Here is a 15,202-nt window from a genome sequence, read left to right as displayed (position 1 = left end):
GCGATCAGCCTAACCGGCGGGCCCGACGCTCTTCTCGCGCCACAGGTGCAGGCCGGAGCCGTCGCGCCAGACCGCGATGTGCCCGTCGACGTCGGAGCGCGCGATGCGCGTTCCGACGTGCCGGAGCAGTGACAGCAGGGTCTCGCGCGGGTGTCCGTAGTCGTTGTCCGCTCCGACCGGGATGAGGGCGAGATCCGCGTCCGCCATCTCGTAGAGAGCGTCGTCCTGGTCGGCGCTGCCGTGGTGCGCGACCTTAACCACGTCGACGCGCCCGGGCGGGTGGGCGGCGCGGAGGCGGATCTGCGCCTCCGCGGACAGATCGCCGAGAAGCAGCATCGACGGGATCTCCGAGCCGTCGATCCGCAGGGCCACGCTCGCGTCGTTGCCCGGAAGGCGCACACCGTCGGTCGGCCACAGCACACGCCAGCGTGCGGGTCCGATGCTTCCTTCCTGACCGGCGGATGCCGTGGACAGCCTGGCGCCGCCGCTCTCGAGAAGTGCGAGGGCTCGAGCGCCGTCGACGTCGGGCGGGCCGTGCAGGACGGTTCGGACCCGACCGCGTACCGCGTCGACACCGCCGGAGTGATCCGCGTCGAAGTGGGTGAGGACGAGGAGATCCAGCGACGTCACACCGAATCGACGAAGACACTCCGCCACCGGCTCCGGCGCCGGGCCGGTGTCGATGAGAGCCGTGGCGTCACCGGCGCGGACGAGGACTGCGTCACCCTGACCCACGTCGCACACCACGATCTGCCACGCGGTGGGCACCGTCCAGGGGGCTGCCACGCCGATGAGGGCGACCTGGCCGACGCCGACGGCGAGGGACGTCACGACCGCCACGACCGCCGCTGCCCGCACGGCGCGCCAGCGCCGGGCGGCTGCTGCGCGCAGCGGAAGGAGCGCCACGACGACGGCGACGCCCAGCGCCGCGAGGAGCGCGGCGCCGGGCGGACCGTCGACCCACGCCAGGCGCTGACCGGGAAGTGCGCCGATCGTCGTCGCCACGCCCGCGATCCAGCTCGACGGCACCCATGCCGCAGCCGCGAGTGCGTCCTGGATGACGGGGACCGGGGCGGCCAGGCAGGCGAAGAAGCCCGCGACCGTCGCAGCCGGGGCGGCCGGCGCCGCCAGGAGGTTCGCCAGCACCCCGAGGACCGGGACGTGCGGGTCGACCAGGATGAGCAGTGGCCCGCACGCGAGCTGAGCGGCAAGCGGCACGGCGATCGCCATCGCCAGCGGCACCGGCATCACGCGCCCGAGCGCGGTCCCGATCGGGCGCGTGAGCACAAGGAGTGACGCCGTCGCCGTCGTGGACAGCGCGAATCCGAGGCTGAGCGCGAGCCACGGATCGAGGACGAAGAGAACGCTCACCGCCGCACAGAGCACCGCCACGCCGCTGCCCACGCGCCCGACCCCGACCCCGACCATGGCGACGGCAGCCATCGCGCCGGCACGCACGACGCTGGGCTCCGGGGTCACGAGGAGCACGAACACGCCGAGCGTGCTGAGGCCCGCCCCGATCCGCACCGCGCGCCGTGCGCGACACAGAGCCGCGGCGCCGAAGCCCAGCCCCACGACGATCGCGCAGTTCGCGCCGGAGACGGCGGTGAGATGCGTGAGGGATGCGGCCTTCATCGACTCCTCGAGAGCGGGGGTCACCGCGGAGGTGTCCCCTACCGCCAGACCGGGGACGAGCGCCGCTCCCGGACCGGGGAGGCGCGCGGCCGCATCCGCGAGCCGGGAGCGCAGGGTGGCGAGAGCGCCCCACAGGCCCGGCGGCGGTACGAGGAGCTGCGGTTCCCCGTCCGCCCTCACCACGACGGTCGCACGCTCCCCGGGGCTCGCCGGGAACGCGACACCGCGCAGCGTGACGGTTGCCCCGATGGGCATGCCCGCTGCCCAGGCTCCGTCGACCGGCACTCCCACACGCACCGGCACGCTGGTGTGCATCGTCCGGCCGCCGATGGCGACGCTGCGCGCGGCGAGGTCGAACCACACATCCCCGGACGGTGCGCGATCGCTCCGTCCGGACACCTCGCCGGTGATCTGCACCGCGCGCCCGCCGGTGCCGACCGAGTCCGACACGCTCGCGCGGGCCGGCTGGGCGACGGCCACCTGGACGGATACGCCGCCGGCGACGGCGAGCGTCAGTGCGATCACCACGGCACCGGTGGCGGGTCGGCGCACGGCGAGAGCGGCCGCGACGACGGCTCCGCCCCACAGGACGGCCGCCGTTGCCGCCGCCGCATCCGGAATCAGCACGGCGAATGCCGCCGTCGCCCAGGCCGCCCCCGCCACCGGGACCAACCGGACGCCGCGAACCGCCGCCGTCATACGCGGACGAGATCGCGAAGCCCCGCCACGAGCTTCTCCCCGATCCCCGGCACGGCCAGCAGATCGTCGACGCTGGCGAACGGCCCGTTCTCCTCCCGCCACGCAAGGATCCGGCCCGACAGCGCCGGCCCGATGCCGGGCAGAGTATCGAGCGCTGCCGCGTCGGCCGTGTTCAGGTCCAGCGGCGCGCCCTCGCCCCCCGCGTCGGCGGATACGGGCGGAGCGGGCGCCGCCCCGACGACGGGGACGAGGATCTGCTCGCCGTCCTGAACCGCGCGGGCGAGGTTCACCGCGGCACGATCGGCATCGGGAGCGAAGCCGCCGGCCATCGCCACCGCATCGGCCACGCGTGCTCCCGGCATGAGCGGATAGAGGCCCGGAGCGGCGACCGCGCCTGCGACGTGCACGTAGGCGACCTCGGTCTCGGGAGAGGCAGGCTGTCCGGATGCCGCCGGGGACGCGGTGACAGGGACGAGTTCCGCGCTGCCGGCGGACCCGCGGAAGAGCCCGACGGCGACCGTGACGGCGAAGACCGCGAGCACGAGGACGACGACCGCGCCCGCACCCCACCGACGAGCCCCCCGCTTTCCCGACGCCTCGGTCACCCGCTCACGCTAGGCGTGGCATCCGGCCCTCTCCCGGCGGCGGCCGCTCATCTGTGGACGCGGCGCCGCCGGGGACGCTTGGGGAGGACGAGCACGGGCCTACTTCGTCGCGAAGCTCACGACCTTCGGCGGGCGCACGACGGCCCGGACGATCTCCCGGTCGCCGAGGGCCCGCTGCACCTTGGCGTCGGCGCGGGCGAGCGCCTCCAGCTCGGCGGCGTCGATGCGGGCCGGGACCTCGAGGGTGCCGCGCACCTTGCCGTCGACCTGCACCACAGCGGTGACGCTGTCTTCGACCAGGAGCGTCGGGTCGGGCGAGCGCCAGGTCGTCAGGCCGACGAAGGGCTCGTATCCAAGGATCTGCCACATCTCCTCGGCCGTGTGCGGGGCGAACAGGTCGAGGATCATCGCCGTCGCCTCGGCTGCCTCACGCACGGCGGGGTCCGCAGCGCCCGCACCGGAGTCGATCGCCTTGCGGGTGGCGTTCACCAGTTCCATCAGGCGCGCGACCACGACGTTGAACTTGGTCTGCTCCACGAGGCCCGGGGCGTCCGCGAGCAGACGATGGGTGACGCGACGAAGCGCGGCATCGCCTTCGGCCCACACCACATCGGGGTCGCTGTCGACGTCGGAGGCGACGCGCAGCGCCCGCGCGAGGAATTTCGCCGCGCCCGTCGTGGAGACGTCGTCCCAGTCCTTGTCGTCCTCGACGGGCCCGGCGAAGGCCAGGGCGACACGAAGGGCGTCGGCCCCATGGGCGTCGAGCTCCTCCTGGAAGAGGACGAGGTTCCCCTTGCTCTTGGACATCTTGGAGCCGCCGAGGATCACCATCCCCTGGTTGATGAGGTTCGAGAAGGGCTCGGTGAACTCCACCATCCCCATGTCGAACAGGGCCTTCGTCACGAACCGCGCGTACAGCAGGTGCAGGATCGCGTGCTCGACTCCGCCGATGTAGAAGTCGACCGGGCCCCACTTGTCCGCCTCGCGTCCGACGAAGGGCTGGCTCTCGTCGCCCGGGGAGAGGAAGCGCAGGAAATACCACGAGCTGTCGACGAACGTGTCCATCGTGTCGGGGTCCCGCCGCGCCGACGCGCCCGACTCGGGATCGGTCGTGTGCACCCAGCTCGCCGCCGCGCCCAGGGGTGACGCGCCCTTCGGCGACAGGTCGAGTCCGTCGACGGACGGCAGCTGCACGGGGAGCTGCTCCTCCGGCACGGGCACGGTGCGCCCGTCCTCGGTGTGGATCATCGGGATGGGCGTCCCCCAGAAGCGCTGCCGGGAGATGAGCCAGTCGCGCAGGCGGTAGGTCTTCGCGGCGCGACCGAGCCCCTTGGCGGCGAGCAGGTCGATGACCCGAGCGATCGCGTTGCGCTTGGACAGACCGTCGAGCGGCCCGGAGTTGATCATCCGGCCCTCACCGGTGAGCGCCACCCCGGTGCGGACCGGGTCGAGGTCGTCGAGCGCGTCGCCGACCGGGTCGATCGGCACGCCGTCCTCGTCCAGATCGATCACGGGGATCGCGCCGGTCACCGGCGCCGTGGTGTCCACGACGACGCGCACCGGCAGATCGAACGCCCGCGCGAAGTCGAGGTCGCGCTGGTCGTGCGCGGGAACGGCCATGACCGCGCCGTGGCCGTAGTCGGCGAGCACGTAGTCGGCAGCCCAGATCGGCAGCCGCTCGCCGTTGACGGGGTTGATCGCGTAGCGCTCGAGGAAGACGCCGGTCTTGGGGCGGTCGGTGGACTGCCGATCGATGTCGGTGGTCTTCTGCACGCGATCGAGATAGTCCTGGAACCGCACACGGGCCTCGGCGGACGCCCCGGCCACGAGCTCGGCAGCGAGGTCGGAATCGGGCGCCACGACGAAGAAGGTCGCACCGTACAGCGTGTCGGGCCGCGTCGAGAAGACCGTGACCGTCCCCTCGCGTCCCTCGATCTCGAACTCGATGTCGGCGCCCACGGATCGCCCGATCCAGTTGCGCTGCATCTGGATGACCTTCTGCGGCCAGAAGCCCTCGAGCTGGTTCAGATCGTCGAGGAGGCGGTCGGCGTAGTCGGTGATCTTGAGGAACCACTGCGTCAGCTTCTTCTTGACGACCTCGTTGCCGCAACGCTCGCAGCGGCCGTCGACGACCTGCTCGTTCGCGAGCACCGTCTGGTCGAACGGGCACCAGTTGACGGGGCTCTCCTTGCGGTACGCCAGGCCACGCTCATAGAGCTTCAGGAACAGCCACTGGTTCCAGCGGTAGTACTCGGGGTCGCTGGTGTGCAGAACCCGGTTCCAGTCGAACGACACGCCGTAGTCGTGCAGGCTCTGCTTCTGCTGCGCGATGTTGCCGTAGGTCCATTCCACCGGGTCGGCCCCGCGCTGGATGGCGGCGTTCTCGGCGGGGAGCCCGAAGGAGTCCCAGCCGATCGGGTGCAGCACGTTGTACCCGCGGTGACGCCAGAACCGCGCCACGATGTCGGAGTAGAGGTAGTTCTCGGCGTGCCCCATGTGCAGGTCGCCCGACGGGTAGGGGAACATCGCCAGGACGTACTTGCGCGGCCGCGCATCGGCGTCGTCGCCCGCGCGGAACGGATCGCGTTCTGCCCACAGCGCCTGCCACTTCCGCTGGATCTCGTGCGGGTCGAACCCACCGCTGTCGGCAGCGGTGGAAGGCGTGCTGATCTGGGACACGGAAAGCCAATCTGGATGTCGGGAGAGGCGCCGGAGCGCGTCTTCCAGGTTAGCGGACCCTCATCCGTCCCAGCCGGGAGGGACCTGCGCACCCACCGCGGCCAACGGCGCCCGGGCCTTGAGACCGACCTCGGCGACCTCCGCGGCGGCGCGGGAGCGCCATGTGATCCCGCCTCCTGCGCCGATGTAGGCGCCGCCGGGATACGTGACGATGCTGCGGATCACCATGGCGAGGTCGGCGGCGCCGTCGTCGCCGACCCAACCGAAGCAGCCTGCGAAGACCCCGCGCTCCCTCTCCTCCAGTTCCGACAGGATCGTCATCGCCGACAGCTTCGGCGCGCCGGTCATGCTCCCGGCGGGGAAGGCCGCCCCCAGGACGTGGCCGAGCGTCGTGCCGGGGCTGAGCGTCCCGGAGACGGTGCTGACGAGCTGGTGGAGGGTCGGGTAGGTCTCCACCTCGAGCAGCCGTTCCGCGCGCACCGAGCCCGGGACGCTCACCCGCGAGAGGTCGTTGCGCATCAGGTCGACGATCATGACGTTCTCCGCCCGCTCCTTCGGGTCGGCGCGGAGCTCGTCGACGAGAGCGCGATCCCCCGGCGCATCCCCGCCGCGTGGACGGGTGCCCTTGATCGGATGCGTCCGCACGACGCCGCCCGAGATCTCGAGGAAGCGCTCCGGGCTGGCGCTGAGGAGCGCCGCGTCGCCGCTGCGGATCATCGCGCCGTGATGGGACGAGGTCGCCGCCCGGAGCCGTTCGTACGCGGCGAGGGGGTCGACCGCGCCGGCCACCTCGAAGCGGGTCGTCAGGCACAGCTGATAGGCGTCGCCCTCCCGGATGTGCGCGCGACATCGTTCGATCAGGGCCGCGTACTCGTCCGGCCGGTGTCGCGCTCGAGCGCGGGCGGGCCTCGCGGGGGGAGGCGCGGCGAGAGCGGGGGCGGCATCCGCTCGCGAGGCGTGCTCCCGCGCCCGGCCGGTGCGCGAGAGCGCCCACGCGCGCCCTGTCGCGTGGGAGAAGGCGTACAGATCGTCCACGCGGAGCCACAGCTCCGCCGGCACGGCTCCGCCGCCGGCGGTTGCGACCGGTGCACCCGCGGCCGCCGCGCCTGTTTCGTACCCCACCCAGCCGACCCATCCGCCGGTGAAGGGGCCGACGTCCCCGTTCCCGGAATGCTGGTCGACGCGCACGGCGCGGACGCCGCTTCCGTCCGGCTCCGGCGTGCCGGCGCCGACCCAGCTCCATCCCTCCGCCGCATCCGGACCGGCGTCGAGCCAGAACGTATGGGGATGGCGCGCGCTCAGCTCGGCGAACACGGCCCCGGGGTCGACGCCATCGCGAAGCGGCACGGAGTCGAGTTGCTGCGGCACCTTCTCAGGCTAGAGGGGGTGCGCGGCTCTAGGCTCTTGCGCGTGAACGAGATCCTGACCGGGCTTCTCGACGCCGTGCAGAGCGTTGACCCCGTCGTTCGCACGCTGCTGGCCGGGCTGGCGATCCTTCTGGAGACGAGCATCCTCGTCGGACTGATCGTCCCGGGCGACACGGTGGTCATCGTCGCGGCGACGGCGGTCGCCTCGCCCGGCGAAGGGGTCGCGCTGGGCGTCTCGGTCGTCGTCGGCGCGCTGATCGGCGAGAGCATCGGCTTCGGGCTCGGCCGATTCCTCGGTCCTCGCATCCGGGCGTCGAGGCTCGGTCAGCGGATCGGTGAGCGCAACTGGGAACGTTCGGAGCGGTACCTCCGCCGCCGCGGCGGTGTGGCGATCTTCCTCTCGCGGTTCTTGCCGGTGCTGCACTCACTGGTCCCGCTCACCGTCGGCATGAGCGACTACCCGTACCGGCGTTTCCTGGCGTGGACGGCTCCGGCGTGCGTGGTGTGGGCAACGCTCTACGTCTCCGTGGCGTCGATTGCTGCGGGCACGTACCGGGAGCTGAGCGAGACGATCCACTTCGCCGGCTATGTGTTCGTCGGCGTGATCGCGGCGTTCCTCGTGCTGGCATACGTCGGCAAGAAGGTGATCGCGCGCCTCGAGCGCCGGTCGCTCGACGGCACCGACTCCGAGGACGTGGAACACTAGGGGGGATGCCCGTCCCCCCTTCTCGCACCAAAGTGCTCTGGCTCGCCCGTCTGGAGCGCCGAGCCCATTCCTGGCGCGAGCGTCGCGCGCGCGCCCGCGGCCTCCGCGCGCAGGTCATGGGATATCCGGGATACGGGGGCGAGGAGTGGGTGCGCGTCGTCGGCCGCGTCCTGATCGCCCCGCCGGCGCGCAAGCCCTCCTCCGGCGAGTACGCGAGTGTGCGGGGCTGGCGGAGCTTCGTGGCCGTCCCGGTGGGCTTCGCGCAGGTGCGGATCACGGTGGACGGCGTCGTCCATGACGTCGTCGCCGATCGCGGCGGCGTCGTCGACACCGTCGTCCCCGGGCGCTTCGAACCCGGATGGCAGACGGTGGAGATGTCGGTCGAGGGCAGCGATCCCGTCGAGACGCGCGTGTTCATCGTCGCCTCCGACGTGCGATTCGGCATCGTCTCGGATGTCGACGACACCGTGATGGTGACGGCGCTCCCCCGTCCGCTGCTCGCGGCGTGGAACTCCTTCGTCGTCGACGAACACGCCCGCCAGCCGGTCCCCGGGATGGCGGTGCTGCTGGAGCGGCTCACGCGCGAGAACCCCGGCGCTCCGATGCTGTACCTGTCCACGGGCGCGTGGAACGTCGCCCCCACACTCATCCGCTTCCTCCGGCGGCACCTCTTCCCCCCGGGCTCGATCCTCCTCACCGACTGGGGCCCGACCCACGACCGCTGGTTCCGCAGCGGTCGGGACCACAAGGCGAGCAACCTCCGCCGGCTCGCGAGCGAGTTCCCTCACATCCGCTGGCTCCTCGTCGGTGACGACGGGCAGCACGACGATGAGATCTACACCGGCTTCGCCGCGGAGCATCCGGAATCGGTCGCCGCCGTCGCCATCAGACGGCTGTCCCCCGCCGAGGCGGTTCTGGCCGGCGGGCGGACCGTGGTCGACGATCACTCCGCCGCGAACGTGCCCTGGGTGACGGAATCCGACGGCGCCGGCCTTCTGGAGCGTCTGGAGGACGTGGGAGTCGTCGCCAGCGAGCCGCGGAGCTGACCTGCGGATCCCGCCTCGCGCCCTCGCTCACGCTCGTGGCGCGCGGCGGAACTCCTCAAGATCGCGCTCGGGTCGCGCGCCCTCCCGCGCGATGGCGCGGGTGCCGGCTCACGCGGGTCCGAAATTTGAGGAGTTGCGCAGGCGGCCGTTCCGCGCCTCGTCGCGGCTCGCTCGGGACCGGTGAGGGGACCCCGGCGTACGGTGGGAACATGTGCGGTCGCTTCGTCGTAGCCAACGTCGGGTCAGAGCTCGTGGGCGTCCTGCGCGTCGACGTCGAGGCCGAGGATCTTCCTGCCCCGTCGTACAACATCGCGCCCACCGACTCTGCAGCGATCGTCCTGGATTCCGCGAAGACCGACCCGCCCACCCGTCGGCTAGAAGTGGCGCGCTGGGGCCTGGTCCCGGGGTGGGCGAAGGATCCCAAGATCGGCGCCCGGGCGTTCAACGCGCGCAGCGAAGAGGTCGAGGACAAGCCGATGTTCCGTCGCGCGCTGGAGAAGCGTCGCGCGGTGATCCCGGCCACCGGTTACTACGAGTGGAAGGCGACCGACGACGGCAAGGTCCCGCACTTCATCCACCCGGCCGGCGGCGAGCCAATGTTCTTCGCCGGCCTGTACGAGTGGTGGAAGAACCCGGCGGTGCCGGATGACGATCCGGCGCGGTGGATGCTCAGCTTCACGATCCTCACTCGCGATTCGATCGGCCGGCTGGGCTCCATCCACGACCGGATGCCGCTGTTCATGGACCCCGACCACGCCGACGCGTGGCTGGACCCGAGCACCGACAACGTGCGTGACGTGCTGGATGCCGCCATCGACGCCGCCCCGGCGATCGCCGACGCCCTGGAAGACCACACCGTCTCCCGCGCCGTCGGCAACGTGCGAAACAACGGACCCGAGCTCATCGAGCCCGTCGACGAGTGAGCGCCCGGCTTCGGGAGGTGCCCCCGCTCGACGACACCGAGACGACAGTTCTCGACCCCGGACAATGGCGCGCGCGCGAACGACAGCATCAGGACCGGGCGCAGACCCTGACGGCGGGGCGTCGGGCACGGGCAGCCCGCGGTCAGACGCACCCGGTCGAAGACTTCCTCTTCACGTACTACTCGTATCGCCCCTCCCGACTTCACCGGTGGCATCCCGGTTCGCACACGGTGCTCCTCGATGCGCCGGAGCGGGCGTCGTGGCGCTGGTATCTCCCGGGTACCGAGCCGGGAAGCGTCCGCGTCGATGCGCACGCCTTCCGCACCGAGAAGGCGCCGTTGGTGCGCGCCATCCGCAACCTCCTCGTCGTCACGGCAGCACGACCGGCCTCGTTCGGATGCTTCGGCCTCCACGAATGGGCGATGGCGTACCGCGCCCCCGAGGTTCGGCACGACGTGCCCCTGCGCCTGGGTGCGGCAGGCACGGACGCCGTCGTCGAGGCGCATGACCTGCGCTGCACGCACTTCGATGCATTCCGCTTCTTCACTCCGGATGCCGCGCCGCGCAACCGCGATGCCCTTTCGCGGGACCGCCAGGCGACGTTCGAGCAGCCCGGGTGCCTCCACGCCGGCATGGACCTCTATCGCTGGGCGATCAAGCTGGGCCCCCTCGTGCCGGGCGAGGTACTGCTGGACGCGTTCACGCTCGCCCGCGACCTCCGTCTGCTCGACATGCGCGCCTCACCGTACGACCTCTCCGCGTGGGGGTACGACGCGATACCGATCGAGACCGCTGTGGGGAAGGCGGAGTATGTCCGCCAGCAGCGAGGGTTCACGACACGTGCGGCTCCACTCCGCAGGAAGCTGCTCGCGATCCTCGACTGATCAGCCGGCCGGCGCGCACTCCGCACACGGAACCAAGGAGCTGCCGGCGTCCGCCTGCGCCAACCGGAGTTCCGCAACGCGTGTCGCAGCCTCGTCGAGCCGCTCCGCGGGGAGCACCCCGGACTCGACGGCGGCGACGATGCCCTCGACGAGGCGACTCGCCGAGCCCGCGTCGGTGAACATCACCGACAGCACGAGGTCGTTTCCGGCGGCCAGGGCGGAGACGGCGTTCGCGACCGGGTCGGCGAGGGCCGGTTCACCCGAGGCCTGCAGCATCCCGAGGTCGTCCGTCACCGCGACGCCCTCGAACCCGAGCTCTTCGCGGGCGATCCGGTGCCACTCGGCCGACAGCGACGCGGGGGCGGAGTCGACAGCGGTGTAGCGCAAGTGCCCGAACATCAGCAGCGGAGCGCCGGCGTCGATGCCGGCGAGAAAGGGCGCCGCATCTGTGGCACGCCATTGATCCCTCGTCATGGCCGTCTCGGGGATCCCCGCGTGCGAGTCACCCGGCGCCGCACCGTGCCCCGGGAAGTGCTTCAGCGTCGACGCGACCTGCCCGCCCTCCCCCGCCACGGCAGCAGCCACACGCTCCGCGGCGCCGACCGGATCCACTCCCAGCGCCCGTCGGAAGATGAACATCGACCGGTCGCCGGTCACGTCGGCGACGACACCGAAGTTGACTCCGATGCCCGCCCGATCAACGAGCGCTCCGCGACCCGCGAACGCGTCGCGGACCGCGTCGGCCGGTGCGTCCTTCAGGGTTCTCGCGGCGGGGAACGCGTCCCACGGCAGCCGTGAGACGTCTCCGCCCTCCTGGTCGATCGCGAGGAGGGGCGGGAAGCGGGGATCCGGCGTCAGCGCCGCGGTGAGCGCCCGCAGCGCCGGTTCGTCGCGTGGCACGTTGGCGCCCATGAGGATGAATCCGCCCAGACCATTCGCGACCATGTACGAGGCAGCGGTGGCGGCATCGGTCGTCGGGATATGGCCCATCACGACGCTCGCCGCCTTCTCGGGCAGCGTCATGGCGCGCACCCGTTCGGTCGCACGCGAACGCGCATCGGCAGGATCCAGAGTCGCCGCGACGACGGTGACCTCCGCGTCGGCCGACTGAGCCGGGGCCGCTGCGGCAGCGTGCGGCGACAGCGCGAGCATGACAGTGACCGTCACACCGGCGGCGGTCAGCATCCGGCGGCTCATCGCATCAGCCTACGCGGACGGCGCGGAAAAGCAGGCGCGCTGGCTCACGCCCCGTGCGTCGTTTGGCGATCGCGGGACACGCCATCCGCAGAGCCTTCCCATCGCTGCACGTAGCCGGCGATCGGATGAAGCGCCTCGATCAGGTCAGCACCTTGGGAGGTGAGCCGGTAGCGCACGGTGACCGGCGTCGTGGGGATGACGACACGCTCGACGAGGTGCGCGGCTTCGAGCTGCGTGAGCCGGAGGGTGAGCATACGTGCGGACATGCCCGGGGTCGCGGCGATGATGTCGCTGAAGCGTTCGGCACCGCGCCCGAGACTGAGCAGGATGCTCGGAGACCAGCGCTGCCCCACGACCTCCAAGACTCGGCTCGCATGTCGGCACTCCGCTTCGTCGGTGTGGCTCCACGCCGTCCGGTGAGGGTCTGTCGAGCTGTCGTTTCGCCTGATCACTTACCAATAGTAACTCGGTTACTTGCGCATTGCGCGGGGCACAACGACTCCCGAGCATGGGACGCATGCCTGATTACGGTCACCCGCTGCGCTTCGGCAGCTTCATCACACCTCTCAGCCAGCCCGCCCAGCATGCCGTGGACCTGGCGATGATGAGTGAGGATGTGGGGCTGGACCTGGCGACATTCCAGGATCACCCCTATCAGGCGGCTTTTCACGACACATGGACGCTGCTGAGCTGGGTGGCCGCCAGGACCTCGCGCATCCATGTGTCCGGGAACGTGCTGAATCTTCCGCTGCGTCGCCCGACCGTGCTTGCGCGGGGTCTGGCGAGCCTCGATCTGCTCAGCAACGGCCGGGTGGAGCTCGGGATCGGAACGGGGGGCTACTTCGACGCGATGGCCACCATGGGCGCGCCGCTGCTCACCCCGGCGGAGGCGGTGTCGGGTCTGGATGAGGCGCTGGACATCATCCGGGGCATATGGGCCGTCGAGAACCCGGCGCCCTTGTTCGTGGATGGCGTCTTCCATCAGGCCAAGGGGGCTCAGCGCGGACCCAAGCCGGCCCATGACATCCCGATCTGGGTGGGCGCGTACAAGCCGCGCATGCAGCGCATGATCGGCCGCAAAGCCGACGGCTGGCTGCCGAGCCTGCCCTGGATGAAGCCGGGCGACGTCGCACGCGGGAACGCGGTGATCGATAAGGCGGCGCGCGCGGCCGGGCGCGATCCGAAGGCGATCGTCAGGCTGATGAACCTCGTTCCGCAGTATTCCGCGAGGGAACTCGCGAGGCTGGCGATCGAGGACGGCGTGAGCGTCTTCATCATGGGCACCGACGACCCCGCCGCGCTGCGCCAGTTCGCCGAGGTTCTCGCGCCCGAGATCCGCGAGCGCGTGGCCGAGGCGCGCTCGGCGTCGTCAGGGGAGGTCGCTTCACCCCAGCCGCGCCGTGCTCCGGCGCTCGACGGTGATCCCGTGCCGCTCCCGTTGGCCGACCATACCCTGACCCCGCTCGAGCGGGGATACATCCGGTACACGTCAGGTTACTTCCGCGGGGCGCGTCCCGCGCTCGTGCTGCGACCCGAGACCACGGGCGAGGTTCAGGAAGCGGTGCGGTACGCCCGCCGCCACCGCGATGTCCCACTGGGGATCTTCAGCGGCGGTCACGGCCTCTCCGGTCGGTCGCTGAACAACGGCGGCATCGTCCTCGCCGTCGATGCGCTCGACGACATCACCATCCTCGACGAAGGGCGTGTGCGCATCGGGCCGGGAGCCCGCTGGGGTGACGTCGCCCGCGCCCTTGCGCCGCATGGGCGCGCTCTGACGGCAGGAGACTACGGCGGCGTCGGAGTGGGCGGACTCGCCACAGCGGGCGGCATCGGCTGGCTGGTGCGCGAGAACGGGCTGACGATCGATCATCTCCGTTCGGTCGATGTCGTGACCGCGGACGGGGAGCTCGTGCACGCCAGCGCCGAGGAGAACCCCGGCCTCTTCTGGGCGATGCGCGGTGCCGGCGCGAACTTCGGCGTTGCCGTCTCCTTCGAGTTCGACACGGACCCGATCGGCGAGCAGGTCGGCTTCGCGATGCTGGTGTACACGCCCGCGGACATCGCCGGGTTCCTCCGCGGATGGGGAGCCGCCATCGAATCGGCGCACCCGAGCGTGACCGGCACGCTCATGATGAGCCCCAGCGGTCCCGGCGCACCTGTCGTGGTGCAGGCGCTCATCGTCGTCGACTCCGACGACCCCGACACCATCGTGAATCGGCTCCAACCGCTGGCCGACCTCGCCCCGCTCGGAAACCAGTCCGTTCAGCTCGTGCCGTATGCGGCTCTGCTCGAACTTCCCGCCGGAGGCGAGATCCAGCACGGACAGGGCGAGCCATCCGGACACTCCGGCCTTGCACGACATCTCGACGCCGAAGTCGCCGAGGGTCTCGGTGAGCTCCTCGCCTCCCGCGATTCCTTCATCCTCTCGATCCGCTCCGCGGGCGGCGCTGCCGGCGACCTCCCGGCAGAGGCCACCGCCTACGCCTGGCGAGAGGCGAACTTCCTCATCGCCACCCTCGGCGGCGGCTCGACGGACTTCGAGGAACGTTGGGCGGGGCTCCGCTCGCACTTCGACGGCATGTATCTCAGCTTCGAAACCGACACCGGCCGCGACGTCGTGGCGCGTGCCTTCCCACCCGCGCACCTGCAACGACTCCGCGACCTCAAGCGCCGGTGGGATCCCACCGGGCTCTTCCGCGACAACTTCGCCATCGATCCGGCCGGGGAGCAGCCTCCGGCGACCTGACGGAGCTCCAGTCCGACATCGACCGCGTAGGACAGCTCAACCCCGCCCACCGATACCGGGGGGCAGGGTTAAGACTTCGAGCGATTGGTGGACCTGAGGGGACTCGAACCCCTGACCCCCTGCATGCCATGCAGGTGCGCTACCAGCTGCGCCACAGGCCCTCCTGCTGCCCGAGGAGGCAACCCCCCAAGACTACTACATCCGACGGGCCGCCTCGAAACGCGGACGGCGTCGGAGCCCCCGCGTAGCGTTGCCCTCGGAAAGGAGAACCGATGCCGAAACTCGGGAACATCGTCATCTACGCCGACGACCCGCCGCGCCTCGCACGCTTCTGGTCGGACGTCTTCGGCTACCCTCACACCGAGTTCGAGGGCGAGCTGAAACAGAGCCTCCTCGACGCCGGCCTCACAGAGCGGGATCTCGCCCTTCGCGGCCTCGCCGAAGATCCGTCCGGGCGCGGGCCGCGTCTGTTCTTCCACCATGCCGACGGCCGCAAGACCGGGCGCAACCGCGTGCACATCGACGTGACGGCCGACCGGCGCGACGGCGGTCACGTGATCGATCCCGCCGACCTGGATGCCGAGAAGGACAGGCTCGTCGCCCTCGGCGCGGAGGTCGTGCGCCTCGTCGAGCAGTCGTGGGGACCGTGGCCGGAGCGCTACTGGCAGCTCCGAGATCCCGAAGGGAACGAGTTCTGCCTGCAGTGAGCTGCCGG

12 protein-coding genes and 1 tRNA gene are annotated in these 15,202 nt (G+C 71.1%); 6 read left to right on the top strand and 7 right to left on the bottom strand.

The genetic code is table 11. The annotated features are described in order from the left end of the window. Positions 1-9: 9 nt before the first annotated feature. The 4 genes from ACTU3I_RS17420 to ACTU3I_RS17405 all read right to left on the bottom strand — a co-directional run bounded on the left by ACTU3I_RS17420 (position 10) and on the right by ACTU3I_RS17405 (position 6,986). Positions 10-2,334, bottom strand: coding sequence for a ComEC/Rec2 family competence protein (locus ACTU3I_RS17420; protein WP_442926989.1), 2,325 nt, complete (start codon positions 2,332-2,334; stop codon positions 10-12). Next, positions 2,331-2,939 (bottom strand): helix-hairpin-helix domain-containing protein, encoded by a 609-nt coding sequence (locus tag ACTU3I_RS17415; RefSeq protein ID WP_442926988.1) that lies wholly within the window; start codon positions 2,937-2,939, stop codon positions 2,331-2,333. The genes ACTU3I_RS17420 and ACTU3I_RS17415 overlap by 4 nt, the downstream gene beginning before the upstream one ends. A 99-nt stretch (positions 2,940-3,038) precedes the next feature. Beyond that, entirely contained in the window at positions 3,039-5,618 is a 2,580-nt protein-coding gene (gene leuS / locus ACTU3I_RS17410) for a leucine--tRNA ligase (RefSeq protein WP_442926987.1), read from the bottom strand. A 60-nt stretch (positions 5,619-5,678) separates the two neighbouring features. Next, positions 5,679-6,986, bottom strand: coding sequence for an anthranilate synthase component I family protein (locus tag ACTU3I_RS17405; RefSeq protein ID WP_442926986.1), 1,308 nt, complete (start codon positions 6,984-6,986; stop codon positions 5,679-5,681). Positions 6,987-7,028: 42 nt separating this feature from the next. On the opposite strand from ACTU3I_RS17405, the gene ACTU3I_RS17400 reads away from it, so the two are divergent. From ACTU3I_RS17400 to ACTU3I_RS17385, 4 genes are all read left to right on the top strand, one after another. After that, positions 7,029-7,691 (top strand): DedA family protein, encoded by a 663-nt coding sequence (locus ACTU3I_RS17400; RefSeq protein WP_442926985.1) that lies wholly within the window; start codon positions 7,029-7,031, stop codon positions 7,689-7,691. A 5-nt stretch (positions 7,692-7,696) separates the two neighbouring features. Beyond that, positions 7,697-8,737, top strand: coding sequence for an App1 family protein (locus ACTU3I_RS17395; RefSeq protein ID WP_442926984.1), 1,041 nt, complete (start codon positions 7,697-7,699; stop codon positions 8,735-8,737). Between the two features lie 209 nt (positions 8,738-8,946). Continuing rightward, positions 8,947-9,660, top strand: a complete 714-nt coding sequence (locus tag ACTU3I_RS17390) for an SOS response-associated peptidase (protein WP_442926983.1) — start codon at positions 8,947-8,949, stop codon at positions 9,658-9,660. After that, positions 9,657-10,544, top strand: a complete 888-nt coding sequence (locus ACTU3I_RS17385) for a 3-methyladenine DNA glycosylase (RefSeq protein ID WP_442926982.1) — start codon at positions 9,657-9,659, stop codon at positions 10,542-10,544. Before ACTU3I_RS17390 ends, ACTU3I_RS17385 begins: the two co-directional genes overlap by 4 nt. Here the strand turns inward: ACTU3I_RS17385 and ACTU3I_RS17380 are convergent, their stop codons facing one another. Together ACTU3I_RS17380 and ACTU3I_RS17375 are read right to left on the bottom strand one after the other, a co-directional pair. Beyond that, the gene (locus tag ACTU3I_RS17380) at positions 10,545-11,741 is read right to left on the bottom strand and encodes a glycoside hydrolase family 3 N-terminal domain-containing protein (RefSeq protein WP_442926981.1); all 1,197 of its coding nucleotides are present in this window, start codon (positions 11,739-11,741) and stop codon (positions 10,545-10,547) included. A 44-nt stretch (positions 11,742-11,785) separates the two neighbouring features. Continuing rightward, positions 11,786-12,094 carry a winged helix-turn-helix transcriptional regulator gene (locus tag ACTU3I_RS17375; RefSeq protein WP_442926980.1) on the bottom strand — a complete coding sequence of 103 codons (309 nt, stop codon included), beginning with the start codon at positions 12,092-12,094 and terminating at the stop codon, positions 11,786-11,788. Positions 12,095-12,258: 164 nt separating this feature from the next. On the opposite strand from ACTU3I_RS17375, the gene ACTU3I_RS17370 reads away from it, so the two are divergent. Continuing rightward, the gene (locus ACTU3I_RS17370; protein WP_442926979.1) at positions 12,259-14,487 is read left to right on the top strand and encodes an LLM class flavin-dependent oxidoreductase; all 2,229 of its coding nucleotides are present in this window, start codon (positions 12,259-12,261) and stop codon (positions 14,485-14,487) included. Positions 14,488-14,572: 85 nt separating this feature from the next. Here the strand turns inward: ACTU3I_RS17370 and ACTU3I_RS17365 are convergent. Continuing rightward, positions 14,573-14,648 (bottom strand) — tRNA-Ala (locus ACTU3I_RS17365). A gap of 111 nt (positions 14,649-14,759) precedes the next feature. Between ACTU3I_RS17365 and ACTU3I_RS17360 the strand changes: the two genes are divergently transcribed. Then, positions 14,760-15,194 (top strand): VOC family protein, encoded by a 435-nt coding sequence (locus ACTU3I_RS17360; RefSeq protein WP_442926978.1) that lies wholly within the window; start codon positions 14,760-14,762, stop codon positions 15,192-15,194. Positions 15,195-15,202: the final 8 nt, after the last annotated feature.

It is taken from the genome of Microbacterium sp. RD1 (assembly GCF_052220165.1).
GTDB lineage: Bacteria > Actinomycetota > Actinomycetes > Actinomycetales > Microbacteriaceae > Microbacterium.
The sequence above is the reverse complement of the archived record's forward strand: the minus strand, read 5'-3'. Positions and strand labels throughout refer to the sequence as shown.

What these genes read in the sequence shown, in the direction of transcription:
- ACTU3I_RS17395 (WP_442926984.1), top strand. Translation starts at nt 7,697, where the DNA reads ATGCCCGTCCCCCCTTCTCGCACCAAAGTGCTCTGGCTCGCCCGTCTG.
- ACTU3I_RS17420 (WP_442926989.1), bottom strand. Translation starts at nt 2,334, where the DNA reads ATGACGGCGGCGGTTCGCGGCGTCCGGTTGGTCCCGGTGGCGGGGGCG.
- ACTU3I_RS17370 (WP_442926979.1), top strand. Translation starts at nt 12,259, where the DNA reads ATGCCTGATTACGGTCACCCGCTGCGCTTCGGCAGCTTCATCACACCT.
- ACTU3I_RS17380 (WP_442926981.1), bottom strand. Translation starts at nt 11,741, where the DNA reads ATGAGCCGCCGGATGCTGACCGCCGCCGGTGTGACGGTCACTGTCATG.
- ACTU3I_RS17360 (WP_442926978.1), top strand. Translation starts at nt 14,760, where the DNA reads ATGCCGAAACTCGGGAACATCGTCATCTACGCCGACGACCCGCCGCGC.
- ACTU3I_RS17390 (WP_442926983.1), top strand. Translation starts at nt 8,947, where the DNA reads ATGTGCGGTCGCTTCGTCGTAGCCAACGTCGGGTCAGAGCTCGTGGGC.